Origin of the sequence: Paenibacillus sp. FSL A5-0031 (assembly GCF_001956295.1) — a bacterium.
Lineage (GTDB): Bacteria > Bacillota > Bacilli > Paenibacillales > Paenibacillaceae > Pristimantibacillus.
On sequence record NZ_MRTD01000005.1, the window covers coordinates 219,291 to 238,097 of the forward strand.

At 44.2% G+C, this 18,807-nt stretch carries 17 protein-coding genes; 14 read left to right on the forward strand and 3 right to left on the reverse strand.

Annotation, left to right across the window (positions count from 1 at the left end):
• Positions 1-250: 250 nt before the first annotated feature.
• The 3 genes from aroF (at position 251) to serC (ending at position 4,329) form a co-directional block, all read left to right on the forward strand.
• Positions 251-1,312, forward strand: coding sequence for a 3-deoxy-7-phosphoheptulonate synthase (aroF, locus tag BK120_RS11340; protein WP_076267604.1), 1,062 nt, complete (start codon positions 251-253; stop codon positions 1,310-1,312).
• A gap of 289 nt (positions 1,313-1,601) precedes the next feature.
• Entirely contained in the window at positions 1,602-3,026 is a 1,425-nt protein-coding gene (glnA, locus tag BK120_RS11345) for a type I glutamate--ammonia ligase (protein ID WP_076267605.1), read from the forward strand.
• A 217-nt stretch (positions 3,027-3,243) separates the two neighbouring features.
• Positions 3,244-4,329 carry a 3-phosphoserine/phosphohydroxythreonine transaminase gene (gene serC / locus BK120_RS11350; protein ID WP_076267606.1) on the forward strand — a complete coding sequence of 362 codons (1,086 nt, stop codon included), beginning with the start codon at positions 3,244-3,246 and terminating at the stop codon, positions 4,327-4,329.
• 99 nt (positions 4,330-4,428) lie between these two features.
• Here the strand turns inward: serC and BK120_RS11355 are convergent, their stop codons facing one another.
• On the reverse strand, positions 4,429-5,151 hold the full coding sequence (locus BK120_RS11355) for a response regulator transcription factor (protein ID WP_076267607.1): 723 nt from the start codon (positions 5,149-5,151) through the stop codon (positions 4,429-4,431).
• 149 nt (positions 5,152-5,300) lie between these two features.
• On the opposite strand from BK120_RS11355, the gene trmL reads away from it, so the two are divergent.
• The 3 genes from trmL to BK120_RS11370 all read left to right on the forward strand — a co-directional run bounded on the left by trmL (position 5,301) and on the right by BK120_RS11370 (position 7,727).
• The gene (trmL, locus tag BK120_RS11360; protein ID WP_076267608.1) at positions 5,301-5,765 is read left to right on the forward strand and encodes a tRNA (uridine(34)/cytosine(34)/5-carboxymethylaminomethyluridine(34)-2'-O)-methyltransferase TrmL; all 465 of its coding nucleotides are present in this window, start codon (positions 5,301-5,303) and stop codon (positions 5,763-5,765) included.
• A gap of 176 nt (positions 5,766-5,941) precedes the next feature.
• Positions 5,942-6,190, forward strand: coding sequence for an AbrB/MazE/SpoVT family DNA-binding domain-containing protein (locus BK120_RS11365; protein WP_054023539.1), 249 nt, complete (start codon positions 5,942-5,944; stop codon positions 6,188-6,190).
• A gap of 340 nt (positions 6,191-6,530) precedes the next feature.
• On the forward strand, positions 6,531-7,727 hold the full coding sequence (locus BK120_RS11370) for an aminotransferase-like domain-containing protein (RefSeq protein ID WP_076267609.1): 1,197 nt from the start codon (positions 6,531-6,533) through the stop codon (positions 7,725-7,727).
• On the opposite strand, the gene BK120_RS11375 is transcribed toward BK120_RS11370, so the two are convergent.
• Positions 7,711-8,436, reverse strand: a complete 726-nt coding sequence (locus tag BK120_RS11375; protein WP_076267610.1) for a DUF2161 family putative PD-(D/E)XK-type phosphodiesterase — start codon at positions 8,434-8,436, stop codon at positions 7,711-7,713. The genes BK120_RS11370 and BK120_RS11375 overlap by 17 nt on opposite strands.
• A gap of 242 nt (positions 8,437-8,678) precedes the next feature.
• On the opposite strand from BK120_RS11375, the gene BK120_RS11380 reads away from it, so the two are divergent.
• The 8 genes from BK120_RS11380 (at position 8,679) to BK120_RS11415 (ending at position 18,037) form a co-directional block, all read left to right on the forward strand.
• Positions 8,679-10,574, forward strand: a complete 1,896-nt coding sequence (locus BK120_RS11380) for a PrkA family serine protein kinase (RefSeq protein WP_076267611.1) — start codon at positions 8,679-8,681, stop codon at positions 10,572-10,574.
• Between the two features lie 164 nt (positions 10,575-10,738).
• Complete coding sequence (locus tag BK120_RS36275) at positions 10,739-11,746, forward strand: globin-coupled sensor protein (protein WP_076267612.1); 1,008 nt, start codon at positions 10,739-10,741, stop codon at positions 11,744-11,746.
• A gap of 223 nt (positions 11,747-11,969) precedes the next feature.
• Complete coding sequence (locus tag BK120_RS11390) at positions 11,970-13,427, forward strand: circularly permuted type 2 ATP-grasp protein (protein ID WP_076267613.1); 1,458 nt, start codon at positions 11,970-11,972, stop codon at positions 13,425-13,427.
• A gap of 18 nt (positions 13,428-13,445) precedes the next feature.
• Positions 13,446-14,441, forward strand: coding sequence for an alpha-E domain-containing protein (locus BK120_RS11395; RefSeq protein WP_076267614.1), 996 nt, complete (start codon positions 13,446-13,448; stop codon positions 14,439-14,441).
• Positions 14,438-15,328 (forward strand): transglutaminase family protein, encoded by an 891-nt coding sequence (locus tag BK120_RS11400; protein WP_076267615.1) that lies wholly within the window; start codon positions 14,438-14,440, stop codon positions 15,326-15,328. The genes BK120_RS11395 and BK120_RS11400 overlap by 4 nt, the downstream gene beginning before the upstream one ends.
• 226 nt (positions 15,329-15,554) lie before the next feature.
• Positions 15,555-16,391, forward strand: a complete 837-nt coding sequence (locus BK120_RS11405) for a polysaccharide deacetylase family protein (protein ID WP_083681874.1) — start codon at positions 15,555-15,557, stop codon at positions 16,389-16,391.
• Positions 16,392-16,478: 87 nt separating this feature from the next.
• Positions 16,479-17,180: a YhcN/YlaJ family sporulation lipoprotein gene (locus BK120_RS11410; RefSeq protein ID WP_076267616.1), complete on the forward strand. Its 702-nt coding sequence runs from the start codon at positions 16,479-16,481 to the stop codon at positions 17,178-17,180.
• An 83-nt stretch (positions 17,181-17,263) separates the two neighbouring features.
• Entirely contained in the window at positions 17,264-18,037 is a 774-nt protein-coding gene (locus BK120_RS11415) for a polysaccharide deacetylase family protein (protein WP_256710856.1), read from the forward strand.
• Positions 18,038-18,095: 58 nt separating this feature from the next.
• On the opposite strand, the gene BK120_RS11420 is transcribed toward BK120_RS11415, so the two are convergent.
• Complete coding sequence (locus BK120_RS11420) at positions 18,096-18,710, reverse strand: superoxide dismutase (RefSeq protein WP_076267617.1); 615 nt, start codon at positions 18,708-18,710, stop codon at positions 18,096-18,098.
• Positions 18,711-18,807 lie beyond the last annotated feature (97 nt).

The window sequence follows — 18,807 nt, forward strand, 5'->3', positions numbered from 1 at the left end:
TCATCTCCTTTTTTATGGTGGTGGGGGTTGACGAAAATGAGTTTCTCTTGTATATTTACTTTAGCGGTTAAAAGCGTAGAAGCTTAAAAGCTACGAAGCATAAAAGCTACGAAGCATAAAAGCCATAAAGTGGATATCCAATGAGATATGAAAAAATGAGGCGCGCTTCGTGCGATGCCATGCATTTATTAAGTAAAAGTTTGTACATTTTTTTTGCCCAAATCCCACAATAAATTTAGGAGTGATCCCTATGATCGTTATCACGAATTCAAATATTGCAGAAGAACGCATTACAGAAATTGTTGCTCATATTGAAAGAGCAGGAGTTCAAGCACATGTATCAAGAGGTACGGATCGCACAGTAATTGGAATTATTGGCAAAGCAGAACCTACGCTTGCTGAGCATTTGCGTCAAATGAAAGGTGTGGAAAACGTTATTAAAATTTCGAAATCATACAAGCTAGCAAGCCGCGACTTTCATCCGGATGATACAGTTATTGACATAAAAGGCGTGAAAATCGGCGGAAGCAATCTTGTTATAATGGGCGGACCTTGTGCTGTTGAAACACCGGAGCAAATCGACGAGATTGCTCGTTTAGTAAAAGCGGCTGGCGGACAGGTGCTGCGAGGAGGCGCCTTCAAGCCGCGCACAGGGCCTTACAGCTTCCAAGGCGTAGGTGTGGAAGGGCTTGTTATGATGGCGGAAGCGGGTAAGAAGCACGGCCTTCTGACGATTACAGAGGTCATGACGCCAGAATACGTGGATGTATGCGCAGAATATGCTGACATTCTTCAAGTAGGTACACGCAATATGCAAAATTTCGATTTGCTGCGCAAGCTTGGAACGATTCAAACGCCTGTACTGCTTAAACGTGGATTCAGCTCAACCTATGACGAGTTTTTGAATGCCGCGGAGTATATTTTGGCAGGCGGCAATCCAAATGTCATGTTGTGTGAACGCGGAATCCGAACATTCGAAACTTACACGCGCAATACGCTTGATTTATCTGCAATTCCAGTTCTTCAATCTCTCAGCCATCTGCCAGTTATTTCTGACCCGAGCCATGGAACAGGCCGTCGTGAGCTGGTTGAGCCTATGTCGAAAGCTTCAGTAGCGGCTGGCGCGAATGGATTGATCGTTGAAATGCATACCGATCCAGATAACTCGATGACTGGCGATGGGGTACAATCCTTGTTCCCGGACCAATTCGCTAACTTATTGAAGGACCTAGAGAAGCTGGCACCTATCGTAGGCAAACAGTTTGATACGCCAAAAGCACCAGCAGAAGCTTTTGTAGAGTGGAAAATCTAACATAACATCAAACCAAACTTTGTCATCTTAGGATGGCAAAGTTTTTTTGTTTTTTGTGTAACCGTTCTCAAAAAGCCTTATAAATCAAAGGATCTCAGCTTTTTTTATTGAGGATTTGTGAACAAACGTACAAACTTGTAAGTATACCTAACATGAGTTCAAAAAATACCTTACATAGCTATTGACGGAGATTGAGGGCTAGTTTTATAATAACCACATGGATTTGGAGCAATAATTGAACAATACTTGTTCAACACTACGCTAATGTTCGGAAATGGAGGAAATTATAATGTCAGTTCAAAATGTTTTGGACAATATTAAAGAAAACAGCATTATGTTTGTAGATTTCCGCTTCGTGGATCTTCTAGGTAAGGCTCACCACATCACGCTTCCTGCTGCTGAGGTTGATGCTGATACTTTTGTAAACGGAGTAGCTTTTGATGGATCATCAATCCACGGTTTCCGCGGTATCGAAAATTCCGATATGGTTATGATGCCGGATACAGAATCCGTATTTATTGATCCTTTCACTGATCATCCTACACTGAACGTTATGTGTAATATTCATACACCTGAAGGCGATCGTTATGACCGTGACCCACGTAGCATCGCTCAAAAGGCTGAAGAGTATCTTCAAACTACGGGTATTGGTACGACAGCATTTTTTGCACCAGAACCTGAATTCTTTATTTTCGATGAAGTTCGCTATGAAAGCACAATGAACGCATCCTCTTATGTTGTTGAATCCGAGGAAGCTGGCTGGAACACGAACCGTAAAGAAGAGGGCGGAAACCTTGGTTCGAAAATTCCAGTTAAAGGCGGCTATGTTCCTGTAGCTCCAATCGACTCCCAACAAGACATCCGCAGCGAAATGGTTCGCCTATTGCAGGAATCAGGCCTTCGCGTAGAACGTCATCACCATGAAGTTGCAACTGCTGGTCAAGCAGAGATCAACTTCCGTTTTGACACATTGACAAAAACAGCCGACAACCTTATGAAATTCAAATATATTATTCACAACACAGCTCGCCAATATGGCAAAACGGCTACTTTCATGCCGAAGCCACTATTCGGTGACAACGGTAGCGGTATGCACGTTCATGCTTCTATCTTCAACGGCGATACTCCTTTGTTCTATGACAAAGGCGCTTACGCTAACCTAAGCGAAATGGCTATGCACTACATCGGCGGCGTACTTTACCACGCTCCGGCTTTGATCGCAATCACTAACCCAAGCACGAACTCATTCAAACGTCTTGTGCCTGGTTACGAAGCGCCGGTTAACCTTGTATTCTCAAAAGGCAACCGTTCTGCAGCCGTTCGTATTCCGATTGCAGCTGTAACGCCTAAAGGCTGTCGTATTGAATTCCGTACGCCGGACAACACAGCTAACCCTTACCTTGCATTTGCAGCGATGCTGCTTGCAGGTCTGGACGGCATCAAGCGCAAGCTTGATCCAGTAGCTCTTGGTTACGGTCCTTTCGACAAAAACATCTACGAATTGCCAGAAGAAGAGAAAAAAGAAATCCGCAGCGTTCCTGGAACGCTTGACGAGGCGCTTAATGCCCTTGAAGCAGATTCCGATTTCTTGACTGAAGGCGGCGTATTCTCCAAAGACTTCATTGACAACTACGTTGCAGTAAAACGTCAAGAAGCTAAAGCTGTTGCAATCCGTATTCATCCGCATGAGTTCAGCCTTTACTACGATTGCTAATCAATCGTTCAAGAAATATAAGAAACGGGTCCCTCTGGGACCCGTTTTTTTATGGTTTATAAAGATATAATGAACGAAATCCGAATGTTTATTGACAGTATTGCGACATACGTTCGACTTTTAAATTATTTAATATGCGGAATACACTTGATGCAGCCCTTCAAAATTGCTATCATATCCATATCATAAATAAAGAAACAGAGGTGGGTATCCGAAGATGACACGAGCATTTAATTTTAATGCAGGACCAGCCGCAATACCACTTGAGGTGCTGAAGCAAGCCCAGGAGCAATTTGTTGATTATCAGGGCGCAGGGATGTCCATTATGGAAATGTCTCACCGCAGCAAAATGTATGAAGAAGTGAACAATCAATCGCAAGCCCTGCTTCGTGAATTGTTCGGAATTCCAGAAAACTATGAAGTTTTATTGCTGCAAGGCGGCGCGAGCACACAGTTTGCTATGCTTCCTCTGAATCTTCTGCAGCCTGGCAAGCCAGGCGCTTACGTCATGACAGGAGCTTGGGCTGACAAAGCGCTTAAAGAAGCGAAACTTGTCGGAGAAACGGTTATTGCCGCTTCGACTGAAGCTGACAAATTTATGCGTATGCCGACTATGTCAGAAATTGAAGTACCGAGCAATGCTTCCTATGTACATTTAACATCAAATGAAACGATCGGTGGAACGCAGTTCCAAGAATTCCCTGACACTGGTGATGTGCCACTTATTGCGGATATGTCCAGTGATATTTTGAGCAGACCGATTGATGTGAGCAAATTTGGTGTCATTTATGCCGGCGCACAAAAAAACCTAGGTCCATCAGGCGTTACCGTTGTCATCATTCGTAAGGATCTTATCGAGAGCAGCAACAAAACGATTCCAACGATGTTCCGTTACAGCACGCATGCGAAGAGCGGCTCGTTGTACAATACACCGCCGTCTTTCTCGGTATATATGGTGAAGCTGGTTCTGGAGTGGATCAAGGCAAAAGGCGGAGTTTCTCAGCTTGAACAGTACAACCGCGACAAAACGAAGCTGATCTATGATGCTATCGATCAAAGCAGCGGCTTCTACACGGGCTGTGCTCAGCCGCAAAGCCGTTCGCTTATGAATATTACTTTCCGTATTCAAACGGAGGAGCTTGAGGCTCTGTTCGTTAAGGAGTCGTTGAAAGAAGGTTTTGAAGGCTTGAAGGGTCATCGCGATGTTGGCGGCCTAAGAGCTTCAACATACAATGCGGTTCCGCTTGAGAGCTGCCAGGCGCTTGCACAATTCATGGCTGACTTCCAAAAACGGAACGGTTAATAAGTCGTTTTGATTTCACGCCTATTATTGCTAGAATGGAAACAGCCTGCTTCTAATATAGAAGCAGGCTGTTTTTTGGGTATTAAAGTTATAAGTTCATTAAGCTTGGGCAAGACTGCTCTCAGCAATATGAGGACCGTTTAATTTATAACCGACATTGCGGACGGTCATAATATATTCCGGTGTACGAGCGTTTTTCTCGATCTTGTCGCGCAGATGGCTAATATGAACGTCGACGATTCGTGTGTCACCGAGGAAATGGTAATCCCAAACGCCGTGAAGCAGCTGCTGGCGGCTAAGCACTTTTCCTTTGTGGCGGCATAGGAACAATAGCAGTTCAAATTCCTTTGGCGTAAGCTCAACGGATTTGCCGTCTATGAAAACTTCACGCTGTTCAACCTGAACCTTCAAGCGGCCAATGTTGAACGTTGTGTCATCAGCAGTGCCTGGAAGCGATTGAACTCGGCGGAATATAGCTTGAATACGAGAAACAAGCTCTTGCGGGCTAAAAGGTTTAGTCATATAGTCATCGGCACCATTATCAAGACCAGCTATTTTATCGGTTACGTCTTGAAGTGCAGTCAGCATAACGATGGGTACTGCATTGCTTTGCTTGCGCAGCTCGCGGCAAACTTGGAGTCCATCCATTTTTGGCAGCATGAGATCTAGAACAATTAAGTCGGGACGGAAAGGCTTAAGCATTTCGAATACAGCTTCACCATCACCTACACAACGTACATCATAACCTGCCAGCTTTAAGTTAAATTCAATCAACATTGAAATAGATGGTTCGTCATCCACGATCAAAATTTTTTTTCGCATGATTCAGCTCTCCTCCATGTGTTTCCGCCTATTATGGTTCTATTATGAAGGTTGAAATTATGCTTGAGATTAACGGTACGTAAAGTGGGTGTAAAAATATTCGTCATTTTCGTGTATAATAGGCAAAATGAGAGGTGAGAAACAAAACTATGCCATTTCATATTGTTTTGGTAGAACCAGAAATTCCTGCAAATACAGGTAATATTTCTCGTACATGCGCTGCAACCGGCACTATTTTGCATTTGGTAAGACCACTTGGCTTTGATACGGACGATCGTACCTTGAAGAGGGCGGGACTCGATTATTGGCACTCGGTACATATCGAGTATCATGATTCCTTCGATGAGGTGCTCGCAAGTTATCCGCAAGGCCGATTCTTCTACGCAAGTACAAAAGCGAGAAAGACGTATTCACAGTTCGAGTATCAGGATGGCGATTTCTTTGTATTCGGAAAAGAAACAAAGGGCTTGCCACAGGAGCTTATAGATGCGAATATAGAAACTTGCATTAGATTGCCGATGACGGATAAAGTGCGATCACTTAATCTGTCCAATTCTGCAGCAATTATCGTGTATGAAGCGCTTAGACAAAATCATTTTCCAGGACTCGATTAAAAATGTTAATTTATTTCTCATTTTTTGGAATTTTTTTGCTCTAATAAAAAGAATTATTGCAGGATATTAAGAAATTATTAAATTAGGAAGGAAATACTGAAGTGCCATCGAAAGACTATAACGCAGAGGTTTCTCAAAAATAGCTTGCGAAACCAGACACAGAAGAGGTGAAAGTGATGAAACCAGCAGGTGTAGTAAGAAAAGTGGACCAACTCGGACGTATTGTACTTCCAAAATCATTACGTAAACGTTATTTGATGAACGAGGGCGATCCCGTTGAAATTTTCGTCCAAGGTGACCATATCATTTTGGAGCGTTACCGTCCAAAGTGTGTTTTTTGCGGTTCAATGGTTGAAGTTCGTGATTTCAAGGATCGCTATGTTTGTGGTGTATGCATGGAAGAAATGGCAGTTCTGCAGCGCTAATCAGCGTTTTTGCATCCTGTATAACGAAATGAAGCTTCCCGAGAAGAGTATTGATGCTCTTCGGGAAGCTTCATTTTTTTGTTGCGCTGGCTATAAGCGGATAAAGCAGGCTTATAGTCCTTTTGTTTTGTCATCATTGTAAGAGCTGGTAAGCATCGCAATAATGAACAATGCAAACACAGTCATAACGATAATAAAGTTCATCTGTGGGACACCTCCAAGTATGCTGTTTTTATTATAACCAACGATGGCAAAAAAGAAAACTTTAAAAGTTGTGAACACATTGTTAACATAGAGAGTATAAGCATAGCAATATAGCTTGCGAGGAGGAGCAATCAATATGAATTATCGTTTTTCATCTAGAGTATCAGAGCTTAAATCTTCAGCGGTCAGGGATATACTTAAGCTGACGCAAGGAAAGGAAATGATCTCATTTGCTGGAGGACTTCCAGCTGAGGAGCTGTTCCCCGTACAAGCCGTGCGCGAAGCAGCAGACCGTGTATTTACAGCTGGAGCAAGCGCATTGCAGTATGGTTTGACAGCTGGGTATTTGCCATTGCGGGAGCAGCTTTGTGAGCGAATGGCAGTTAAGCAAATGCATGTTAATCCAGATCAGATGATTCTGACGACAGGATCGCAGCAGGCGATTGATTTGCTCGTTGGCGTACTTACAGAGCCTGGAGATGTAATCTTGGTAGAGAAGCCTACTTACTTGGCAAGCTTGCAAGTATTTGCTCTTCATGGTTTAAAGGTAGTGGCAGCGGAGAGTGATGAGCAAGGAATCATTCCTGAGGATGCAGAGCGTCTTATTCGCGAGCATCGTCCGAGACTGCTTTATGCTGTACCGACATTCGGCAATCCTACGGGACGTGTATGGAGCGTTGAGCGAAGGAAGAAAATACTTGCTCTCTGCAAGCAAAACGAAATGCCAATTATTGAAGATGATCCTTATGGTGACATAAAATTTGATGAGAGCGAGCAATTCCCTTCACTGTTCTCATTAGAAGGACAAGTAGAGGGCGGCGCGGTTTTTTATACGAGTACGTTTTCTAAAACGGTAGCTCCTGCGCTGCGGTCAGGTTGGGCTATTGGAGATAGCGAAGTAATCAACATGGTAGCCAAAGCTAAGCAAGCTGCCGATCTACACTCGAGTACGATCGATCAACAAATTTTAAGTCAATTGCTTAAAGGGTTTGATCTCGATGGTCATATCCGTCTTATCTCAAAGTCATACGGCGAGCGTATGCTTGAGATGCATGGGCTTCTTGAGCGTCAGGCAATAGAGGGCGTCACTTGGGTAAAACCGAAAGGCGGCATGTTCCTATGGCTGGAGCTGCCTGACGGTTTGGATGCAGAGGCACTCCTGCGGTGTGCGGTTCAAAAAGGGGTTGCGTTTGTGCCGGGCAGCTCTTTCTATGCCGATCATCCACAGCGCAACACTGCAAGGTTGAATTACACGTATAATACAGGAGCGCGTACAGAACAAGGCGTATTGCGGTTTGTTGAAGCGATCGGCGAATTTACGGGGCGGAGCTAACCGTTGCCGACCATTCAGCGATAACATTGCTATATTCAGATAATGCAGCCGCGCCCTCAGGGCGCAGGCTGTATTTGCCGCGTTCAATGCGATCGAACCAGCCGTAATAATTGCTGCGCAGCGTTTCGCCGCTGCGTCTATAGCCAGTAATTGCTGCGACCTCGCGCGGCGCTAGTGGTCCCGAGGTGTGAAGCGCATAAGCACAGCGCAGAGCCTTCTCGCGGTATGCTGTAACAAGCTTGCGGCCTGTGCTGCCGCCGACGTTATAGTCGCCGCTGCGCTCCTTAAACTCGGTCAGCAATTGTGCTTGCTTCTTGCGCCTTACTCCGCGCAGCGGCGGATCGCCCGGCTGACACAACCAATCGATTACCGGCGGCTTTGTTTTATAGAAGGTGACGGTCATGAATCCGAGCCCAAGCATTCGGCACAGTTCAGTCAAATCGCCAAAGCGCTGGTTGTGCGCTCCGCTTTTTGTTCGATTGCGTTCAACCGCCAGCACGACATGGCTATTTAATCGAAGACGTTCAACCCCTTGCAAAAGCAAGGCGAGATTGAATGTTTTTTTCATTTCGACAATTATCGTATCCGCTCGCTCAGGATGAATAGCGACCAAATCGCAATGAAGGACCTCGCTTTTTACCGCATACCCAAGCTGCTCATAATACTTTTTTATAGGTTTGTAGAGCTCTTCTTCGCGTGCTACTGCCACGTTTGCTAACTCCTCTCCACGTTCATTTCCATTGATGCTTATGAATCATTATAGCAAAGGATTTTGCGCACTTGTCGTTTTTTGATGGATGAAGGACAAAAATAGTGTGCAATTATCTCCTCGAATAAGCATAGGAATGTAATACCTCAATAAAAGTTGGCACCACTCGATAGAGCGTCTAGAGACAAATCCCGGGCGTAGAATGATAAGTGGAATGCGGAAGCGATGGGAGGAGGCACGGTATGGACATTTTCAAGCGAATATCGGAGTATCAGGCTGAGAGCGAGAAACTTGCTTGGACAGGAACATTCAAGGATTACGTTGATTTGTTAAGGAAGGACCCGTCCCCGGCCATGACAGCACATTCTCGCGTTTATGAAATGATTGAATCTCATGGGGTGGAAGATGTTGGCGGCAACAAGCAGTACAAATTTTTCGATCAAGAAATTTTTGGGCTGGATCGTGCGGTGGAGAAGCTGGTTGAAGAATATTTCCATTCATCAGCTCGCAGGCTGGAGGTTCGCAAACGGATTCTATTGTTAATGGGTCCGGTCAGCGGAGGAAAGTCCACGATCGTTACGATGCTCAAAAAAGGTCTTGAGAAATTTTCCAGAACTGAGCGTGGAGCCGTTTATGCGATTAAAGGCTGCCCGATGCATGAGGATCCGCTTCATCTTATTCCCCATGAGCTTCGGCTTGATATTGAAAAAGAGCTCAGTGTTCGAATTGAAGGGAATCTATGCCCTTCATGCCAAATGAGGCTTACGACGGAATACAGCGGCGATATTGAAAACGTACTCGTTGAGCGGGTGTTTATTTCTGAGGATAACCGTGTTGGTATTGGCACATTCAGTCCATCCGATCCGAAGTCACAAGATATTGCCGATCTTACAGGAAGCATCGATTTCTCGACGATAACGGAGTTTGGGTCAGAATCCGATCCTCGTGCCTATCGTTTTGACGGTGAGCTTAATAAGGCAAATCGCGGATTGATGGAATTTCAAGAAATGCTCAAGTGTGATGAGAAGTTTCTATGGAACTTGCTCTCACTGACGCAGGAAGGCAACTTTAAAGCAGGCCGATTCGCTTTGATCAGCGCGGATGAGCTTATTATTGCTCATACGAATGAATCGGAGTACAAATCGTTCATAAGCAATAAGAAAAATGAAGCCTTGCATTCCAGAATGATCGTTATGCCGGTCCCTTACAATTTGCGAGTGTCCGACGAAGAAAAAATTTATAAGAAGCTAATCGCGCAAAGCGATATGCGCCATATCCATATCGCACCGCATGCGCTGCGTGCTGCTGCCATCTTCTCCATCTTAACGAGGCTGAAGGAAACGAAGAAGCAAGGCATGGATCTTGTGAAGAAAATGCGGATGTACGACGGCGAGGAAGTAGAAGGGTTCAAGGAAGCAGATTTGAAGGAAATGCAAAACGAATACTTAGAGGAAGGTATGACAGGTATTGATCCGCGCTATGTTATTAACCGAATTTCCAGCGCGCTTATTAAGCAGGATACACAATGTATTAATGCGCTTGATGTTTTGCGTGCGCTTAAGGAAGGATTGGATCACCATCCGTCCATTACGAAGGATGAGCGTGAGCGCTACTTGAATTTCATCTCGGTGGCCCGCAAGGAATATGATCTGCTCGCGAAAAAAGAAATTCAGAAGGCATTCGTATATTCCTATGAGGAATCTGCCCGCACCTTATTTGAGAATTACTTGGATAACATTGAATCGTATTGCAACTGGGCAAAAATTAAAGATCCGCTGACAGGCGAAGAAATGGATCCGGATGAGCGCCTCATGCGTTCCATCGAGGAGCAAATTGGCGTCTCCGAAAATGCGAAAAAAGCGTTCCGCGAAGAGATTTTGATTCGAATCTCGTCTTATTCGCGGAAAGGGAAAAAGTTTGATTTTACAAGTCACGAGCGGTTGCGCGAAGCCGTTGAGAAGAAGCTGTTCGCTGATCTGAAAGATATTGTGAAAATAACGACGTCTACAAAAACACCGGATGAGAGTCAATTGAAGCGAATTAATGAAGTAACGAAACGTCTTATGGATGAGCACAGCTACTGCTCGGTATGTTCAAATGAATTGCTTCGTTATGTAGGAAGCTTGCTCAATCGATAAAAAATTGGCCTGAGTATTAGAGAAGCTGATAGACAATTGTCTATCGGCTTTTCTTTTCTTCCTCTAGGTTTAAAAAGAATTTGAGATGATCATACTGTTTCTTGAATATTTTCCGATATAATAGGTAATAGTGGTCTACTATATACCGAAGGAGTCGGGCTATTTTGATTAATTTATCAGCAGAGCGCAAGAAGCAGATTGAATACACGGGCATTACGGAGCAGGATCTCAAAATTTTAGCGGAATGCAAGCCCATTTTTCAAAATATTGTCCATGAAGTGGTCGACCGGTTTTATGAAAGTATTGGCCAGCAGCCGGAGCTTGTCGCTATTATTTCTAATGTAAGCACCATTGAGCGTTTGAAGGAAACGCAGATATGGTATTACATGTCGCTTACCGAGGGGGTAATCGACCAAGCTTACATTGATAACCGCATTAAAATAGGCGCTGTTCATTCCCGAATTGGGTTGACAACGGACTGGTATTTGGGTACATATATGACTTATCTGGACATATCGACGAACGTACTGAAAAGAGTTCTTCCTGAACGCTGGAAGGATGTTGTGCATGCTTTGACGAAATTGTTTAATCTGGACTCGCAATTCGTGCTTGAAGCTTACAATCAGCATGAACAGAAAAAAATTCAAGAGCTGGCAGACAATCGTTCCATCATGCTGACGACTGTTACGAGTGCTGTGCAAGAACTTGCTTCACTTATGTTTGAATTGGACGAGGGTGCACAATCGATTGCGGCAACTGCGATTTCGACTTCGCAATCTCAGGATAAGACGCATACACTATTAGGTGAGCTTCGTGAAGAGCTTGAAGGCATTAACGAAATGGGAACTTTGATTCGAGGCATATCGGATCAGACGCATTTGTTAGGTCTTAATGCTGCGATAGAAGCTGCGAGAGCTGGCGAAAATGGGAGAGGCTTCGAGGTTGTTGCGAATGAAGTGCGCAAGCTGGCCGCTTCATCAAGGAACGCACTTGAAGGGATACAGTCAAAGCTTGAGGAAATCGATAAGAAGCTATCCGCAGTGCGCCTTGAATCGGAGCAAACCTCGGTTGAGGCCCGTAATCAAGCAGCTCGATCCCAAGAACTGGCTTCATTCGTTAATATGGTTGATAAAGTTACAAAGGATTTGCAGCAATTAAACCAATCCGAATAGGAAATGCAGCTCAGAAAAAGCAGGAATTCTCTCATTTGAGGGTTCCTGCTTTCGTGTTATATAAGTTGACACAATATTCAGAATTTAGTATGATTATCCTAACATTCCGATACAAATATGTAATTAATGTTAAGTTTTTTAACGTGAAATCAACAAATTTGATCGATTTCCCCCTAGCTAGTACCAAACTGGTATAGCGGCCATCATGAAGGAGGCGGTTGTCATGTCGACGGCCAAACAGTCGCAATCGCAATATTACGATGCTCAGACCTTTTACGATGAAATGTTCGATAAGGACTTTTCTGTTCGTAACCACTACGAAAGCGTTCATCGATTATTCGGAAGAATGAATCCAACTGAGCTTGCAGTGAGGCAAAACGCGATTAATCAAAGAATGATGGAGGAGGGCATTACCTTCACGCTGTACAGCGGTGCGCAAAATGAGCCGCTTGAGCGAACGATTCCGTTCGATTATATCCCTCGCGTCATACCGAAGCATGAATGGGATGGCGTTGACCGAGGAGTAAGGCAGCGAATCAAAGCTTTGAATGCATTCCTTCATGATGTATATCACGGACAAAAAATTGTAGCAGACGGTATCATTCCTCGTAGAATGATTGTTTCAAATACTTATTTTCGGCCTGAAATGGCTGGTCTACATGTTCCAGGCGGTGTATATATTACAGCATCGGGCATTGATTTGATTCGTGATGAGAAGGGTCGATATTATGTGCTGGAGGATAATTTGCGATCTCCATCAGGCTTTTCTTATTTGTTTAAAGGCAGAACGTTAATGAATGAGCTATTTCATGATTTGTATTTATCAAGCTCAGTACAAAGTATTGACCGCAGCCTAAATTGTTTTCTAAGCTCACTTCGCGCGCTTTCTCCAAGCGGCAAGCGTGACCCCCTGATCGTGCTGCTCACTCCTGGTGCTTATAATTCAGCTTATTATGAACATACCTTTTTGGCGCAGCAGATGGGCATTCACCTCGTTGAAGGCAGGGACCTCGTATACAAAGACCACAAAATTTATTTGCGTGATTTGCGCGGACTTCGTCAAGTGGATGTTATTTATCGACGCATCGATGATGATTTTCTTGATCCGCTTGCCTTTCAGCCGGATTCCTTCCTTGGTGTACCTGGACTCATGAACGCTTATCGTGCCGGAAATGTAGCGATCGCTAATGCGCCGGGAACAGGCGTGGCGGACGATAAAGCTGTTTACGCGTATGTTCCAGACATGATTCGTTACTATTTGGGAGAAGAGCCTCTTTTGCATAACGTTCCAACGTACATTTTAACGCGCAAGGAGGAACGTGATTACGTGCTGGAACATTTGGATCAGCTCGTCGTGAAGGAGACATCGCTTTCGGGGGGCTATGGCATGTTGATTGGTCCAAGCGCTTCCCTGCCCGAGATTCATGCATTTGCTGAAGCTATTAAGCGGGAACCTGAGCGATACATCGCCCAGACGACGATGAAGCTCTCGCGAGCGCCGGTTATGGTGGATGGCGGCATGACGCCTCGGCATATTGATTTGCGCGCTTTTGCTTTGATGGGTGAAGAGACGCACGTTATTCCGGGCGGTTTAACACGTGTTGCGATGAAGGAAGGTTCACTTGTAGTCAACTCTTCTCAGGGCGGCGGAGTCAAGGATACGTGGGTCCTAAAACGATAATTAACAGGAGGGATTGCTATGCTGAACCGGAATGCAGAAGCGTTGTTTTGGATAGGCCGCTACATGGAGCGTGCTGAGAATCATGCTAGATTAATTGATGTTCATTACCACCTTCAGGTTGATGACGACACGCCAAGCCTAAAAGGAAAGCTGGAGGGCGACGAGATAGTTTCTTATTCGAAATGGGCAAGAATCGTAGATGCTCTTGGCAGCCGAGAGGCTTATGAACAGCAATATAGCAGCTACAATGAACGTGATGTTCTGTTCTACACGACGCTTGATCGTGATAATCCAAATTCTTTAGTTTCCTGCGTTAGTCATGCTCGCGGCAATCTTCGTACATTGCGCGAGAAGGTGCCAAGTGAAATGTGGGATGCAACAAATGCTTTTTATTTGTGGCTGCGGGAGAAGCAGCCGGATGATTTGCTGCGTGAATCTCCGCATTTGTTTTTCGGGAGAATCAAGGAATGGACGGCGCTTTTTCAAGGGGTCAGCCAATCCGTCATGCCAAGGGAAAATGAATGGCATTTCATTGAATGCGGGCGATACTTGGAGCGCTCTGAGAATACGCTGCGCATCATTAAGGCAGTGGGCAACGCAGCTAGCGGCGAGGATTGGGACAATGCAAGGGCATATCCTTATTTGCAGGCCGTACTGCGCTCGGTTAGCGGCTATCAAGCGTTTCGTCGTTATTATGCTGATGGCATCTCTGTGGAGTCGATCGTTGAATTTGTTGTTCTTAATGGCGTATTTCCGCGGTCTCTTCATTTTGCGCTGCATACCCTTGATGAGCATATGCGGCATATTGAACTGCAGGATAAACAGCTTCGCACCGCACATGAGAAAGTAATCCGCCAAGTGAGCAAGGTGAAAGCGGATTTGGCGTGTCTTGAGCGAGAGGATATGGTCATTGATCGGAATGGAACGATCGTTGCTCATTTGCTGGATGCTTGTCAGCAGCTTGGGATGGCTTTTGCCAAAACCTTTTTTCGTATGGGGGAGGCAAGCGCATGAAGCTCAGTATTTCACATGTCACGCAGTACGAGTATGCAGAGTCAGTGACGGACAGTGTCAATGAAATTAGACTAACGCCCAGCACCAATGAAAGACAGTCCTGTTACCAGCAAGCGATTTCGATTGAACCGAATGCCTCTTTGTTCACCTATGAGGACTATTTTGGCAATCGTGTTCATGCGTTCTCGGTTAATGGTCCCCATAAGCGGCTTACCATTCGAACATCTATGACCGTTGTTACGAAGCAGGCGCCAACGTCGGAGGAACGTGAACAATACTTAAGCAAGCGGCCGCCAGAGCAGGCATGGAACTGGTTAAGAACAGATGAAGCTGCCAACCGTTTCACCGAGTTTTTGCTTACGACCGAATATACAGCTGTAACGTCTGAGGTGGAGCAATTTGCTGGTGAAATTTTGAGCGCAAGCTCGAGCAGTCAAGCAAGCGTTCTCGATTGGCTAAGTGCGCTGTCTACAAAGATTAGGAGCGAGTTCATTTATGATCCTGAAGCGACAGATGTAAAGACGAAAACATCGGATATGTTTTTGAGCAAACGCGGCGTATGTCAGGATTTTGCGCATTTAATGATCGCAAGCTGCAGAGCTTTTGGCATCCCAGCCAGATACGTAAGCGGCTATCACTTTGTTGGTGATTTGCAGGGAGGAAGCGCTGATTTCGAGCAAGCTTCGCATGCTTGGGTTGAAGCGTTTGTACCAGGACTAGGCTGGTGCAGCTTTGATCCGACTAACGTTGATCCTGTTGGAGAGCGTTATGTAAAGCTTGGGCACGGACGGGATTATAAAGATATTGTGCCGGTTAAAGGTGTATATAGAGGCACGGGCGAGCAAATATTGCATGTATCTGTAGATGTAAGAAATGTTGAGGATTAAACGATGGAAATTCAAATGTAGAGGGAACAGTTAACCGCTTATGTAGAATGCGGATACTGTTCCTTTTTTGCGTGCAAAAAAAACCATCCTTGCTTGGGAGGATTGGAAGCTACTTTTACCATGTATGATTGCTGGTGCTTTGCAGACCTTATGACTATGACCCTCCAAAGGATACAGCAAAAATTTGAGAACAGCTGAGTTCATTAGAAAGGAGCAAATCGACAAAATGAACATCATTTTTCGAATGACCTTCATGCTGAGCCTGGCTTTTCTAATACTTATAAGTTCCTCCTCTGTTTCGGCAAAGAGCTCTTCTGGTGTGTATAAGGATAAAGTCGCTGTTCTAATGTATCATCATGTTCACGATAAAGATTCAAGTTCTTCGACGATTTCGTCGATGCTCTTTCGGGATCAGCTAATTTATTTAAGGAGCAAGGGCTACCAGTTCATTAGACTGGAGGACTTTCATCATTTTTTGGCTGGCGGCGCCGTACCGAGCAATGCCGTATTGATTACGTTTGATGACGGATATGAAAGTTTTTACAAAGTGGCTTATCCGATCCTAAAAGAATTATCTATTCCAGCAGTTAATTTTACGATTACAAGCTATTTAGAGAAGCCATCTAAGACGATACCGCATTTATCTTACGCACAAATAAAACAAATGATGGCTAAATCAACAAGTATCGATTTTCAATGCCATACCAATCAATTGCATCAGAAGGTTGGGGAGAAAAGCGCATTAACTTATGTAAATAAAAAAGCCGGAGGGAAAAATGCACTGGAGCTTCATAAATCACGCGTCAAGCAGGACACTGCAGCATGCATAAACCTTCTGAGAAAAGCAGGGGTGAAAAATCCGGATTCGATCAGCTATCCTTTTGGCATCTATTCTAAGACTTTGTTTCCAACGATGCTGGGGGCAGGCGTTATTTATGGCTATACAACAAAACCTGGTTTGGCCAAAAAAGGGATTAATAAATTGGAAATACCGCGCATTAATGCAGGCAGTCCCGATATTACGCCTGATGTGCTTTATAAACGAATAAAAAGGTTATCTTAAATGCCGTTGTTGCTTGAATTATTTTTTCCATGTATGAATGATCACATTTAGCACAACTTATTATCATCAAACAGGAGGTGTTATGTAGTGAAAAAACATTTAAAACCGGTTCTAACTTCAGTTATGGTGCTTGCTATTGGATTTTCGATATCGGCATGCGGTCAAAACCATACGGTGAACCAAAAATCAATGAGAGTTAAAAACGACATGAATCGTATTGAATCAAAAATGGTTCCTCACGGCACTAATATGACGGATAGAAGATATAACAATTTGGATAATAGAGCATATGGTGTCGATCCTTTAGTGAATAATAACAATTCATATAGCGCCAATCCTTATAGTGCTAACCGCACCTACGGTATTGACGGTGATGGAATGAATGGAACCAACAGTCTCAATGGCACAAATCGAATGAATGGCACCGATGGAACGGTACATCGCCTCGGAATGGATCATAATAAAAGCGCTGGTCAATTAGCGAATCGTGCTAAGCAAGTTAGCGGTGTGAAAAAAGCAACAGTCGTCATTCATAATAAAGATGCAATCGTAGGCCTAGATGTTGATAACATCGGCAAAAAAGCAATTATTGAGAAACAAGTGCATGCTGCCTTAAAAGGTCAATATCCGGAGTACAACATTCATGTGACATCCGATCAAGGTATGCATAAGAAGATACAATCGATGAACACGAGCATGACTAATGGTCATCCATTGAAGACGTTAGCGAATGACGTGACCATCATGATTCGCGATATTGGCAATGCTGTAACCGCTCCGCTCCGTTAATAAGACTTGATATCGGCAGCTCCTTATGGAGCTGCCGAATCAATCTCGTCATACATATCGATAAGCCGCTAGGAGGAAAACCGTTGTCCATTAGTAAGCGTGGCCTGCTATTGCTGCTCATGTTCGTTTTTTTGGTAGGTTTCTCAGCACCAATTAAAAAGGACCGTTTTTTTTATGAGAAGCGGGGGGAAATTGTGTGGGAGGTTCCTACGGAGGATAAGAAAATTGCTTTAACCTTTGACGATGGGCCATATCCGAAAACAACGGAAGTTATTCTCGATTTGTTGCAGAAATACAATGCGAAAGCAACCTTTTTTGTACTGGGCAACAAGGTGAAGCTTTACCCGGAAACAATTAAGCGAGAAATTGCAGAAGGGCATGAGGTAGCCAATCATACGTTTAATCATGTTTACTTCTTGAAATCAATAAGCCAAGCGACTATTCGAGATGAGATTGTAAAAACTGAAAATGCGTTAGAAGCCTTGACGGGGAAAAAGCCGCTTTTATTTCGCCCGCCCGGAGGCTATTACAATGAAAATTCAATTCAGGTTGCGAAAACATTAGGTTACACAACGATTTTGTGGTCGTGGCATCAAGATACAAATGATTGGCGAAGCCCTGGCGTGAACAAAATTGTAAACAAAGTTTTGAATAACGCAAGAAACGGAGACATTGTATTGCTGCATGATTACATTCCTGGTTCTCAGCAAACAGTCAAAGCCTTGGAGACGATACTGTACGAGCTGGATAAACGGGGTTTTCAATTCGTGACCGTAACGGAGTTAATGAAATCAATGACAAGCGTAGAATCAAAGGTTGACGACGGCAGTGACGGCAGCATTTTGGAGTCGCCATAAGCATGACAAAAGCTAGGTTGCCATGCAGCAGCCTAGCTTTTTATAATTCGTTGTCATCTTATTTTATAGCCGCTTCGTATCGATCCGCTACAACATCCCATAACACGATATTCCAGAATGCTGAAATATAATCAGGGCGTTTGTTCTGGTAGTTGAGATAATAAGCATGCTCCCAAACATCGAGACCTAAAATAGGAGTCAGATTATCCATAAGCGGACTATCTTGATTAGGCGTGCTCGAAACGAACAAATGGCCTTTATGATCTACGCTTAACCACGCCCACCCGCTGCCGAAACGAGTTGTAGCTGCTTTCGTAAACTGCTCCTTAAACGAGTCGAAGCCGCCTAATTCTTTATCGATAGCTTCTGCCAAATGACCAGCAGGCAATCCTCCGCCATCAGGTCCAATCGATTCCCAAAATAAAGAGTGGTTGGCGTGTCCGCCTCCATTGTTCTGTACGGCTGTCCGAATATCTAAAGGGACGCTTTTTAAATCTTGAAGCAGCTCATTTAAGCTTTTTTGCTGAAGCTCAGGATAGTTCGCCAAAGCGGCATTTAAGTTTGTTACATACGTATTATGATGGCGGTCATGATGAATCATCATCGTTTGCTCGTCGATATGCGGTTCCAAAGCATTGTTTGCATAAGGCAGTTCAGGTAATTGATGTGACATGGTTCATTCCTCCATAAGTTGATTTGGTAAGTTATACTTACAGCTTAATTGATATTTCATACTTAGTCAATATAAATGTATAATAAGTGTGATAAAA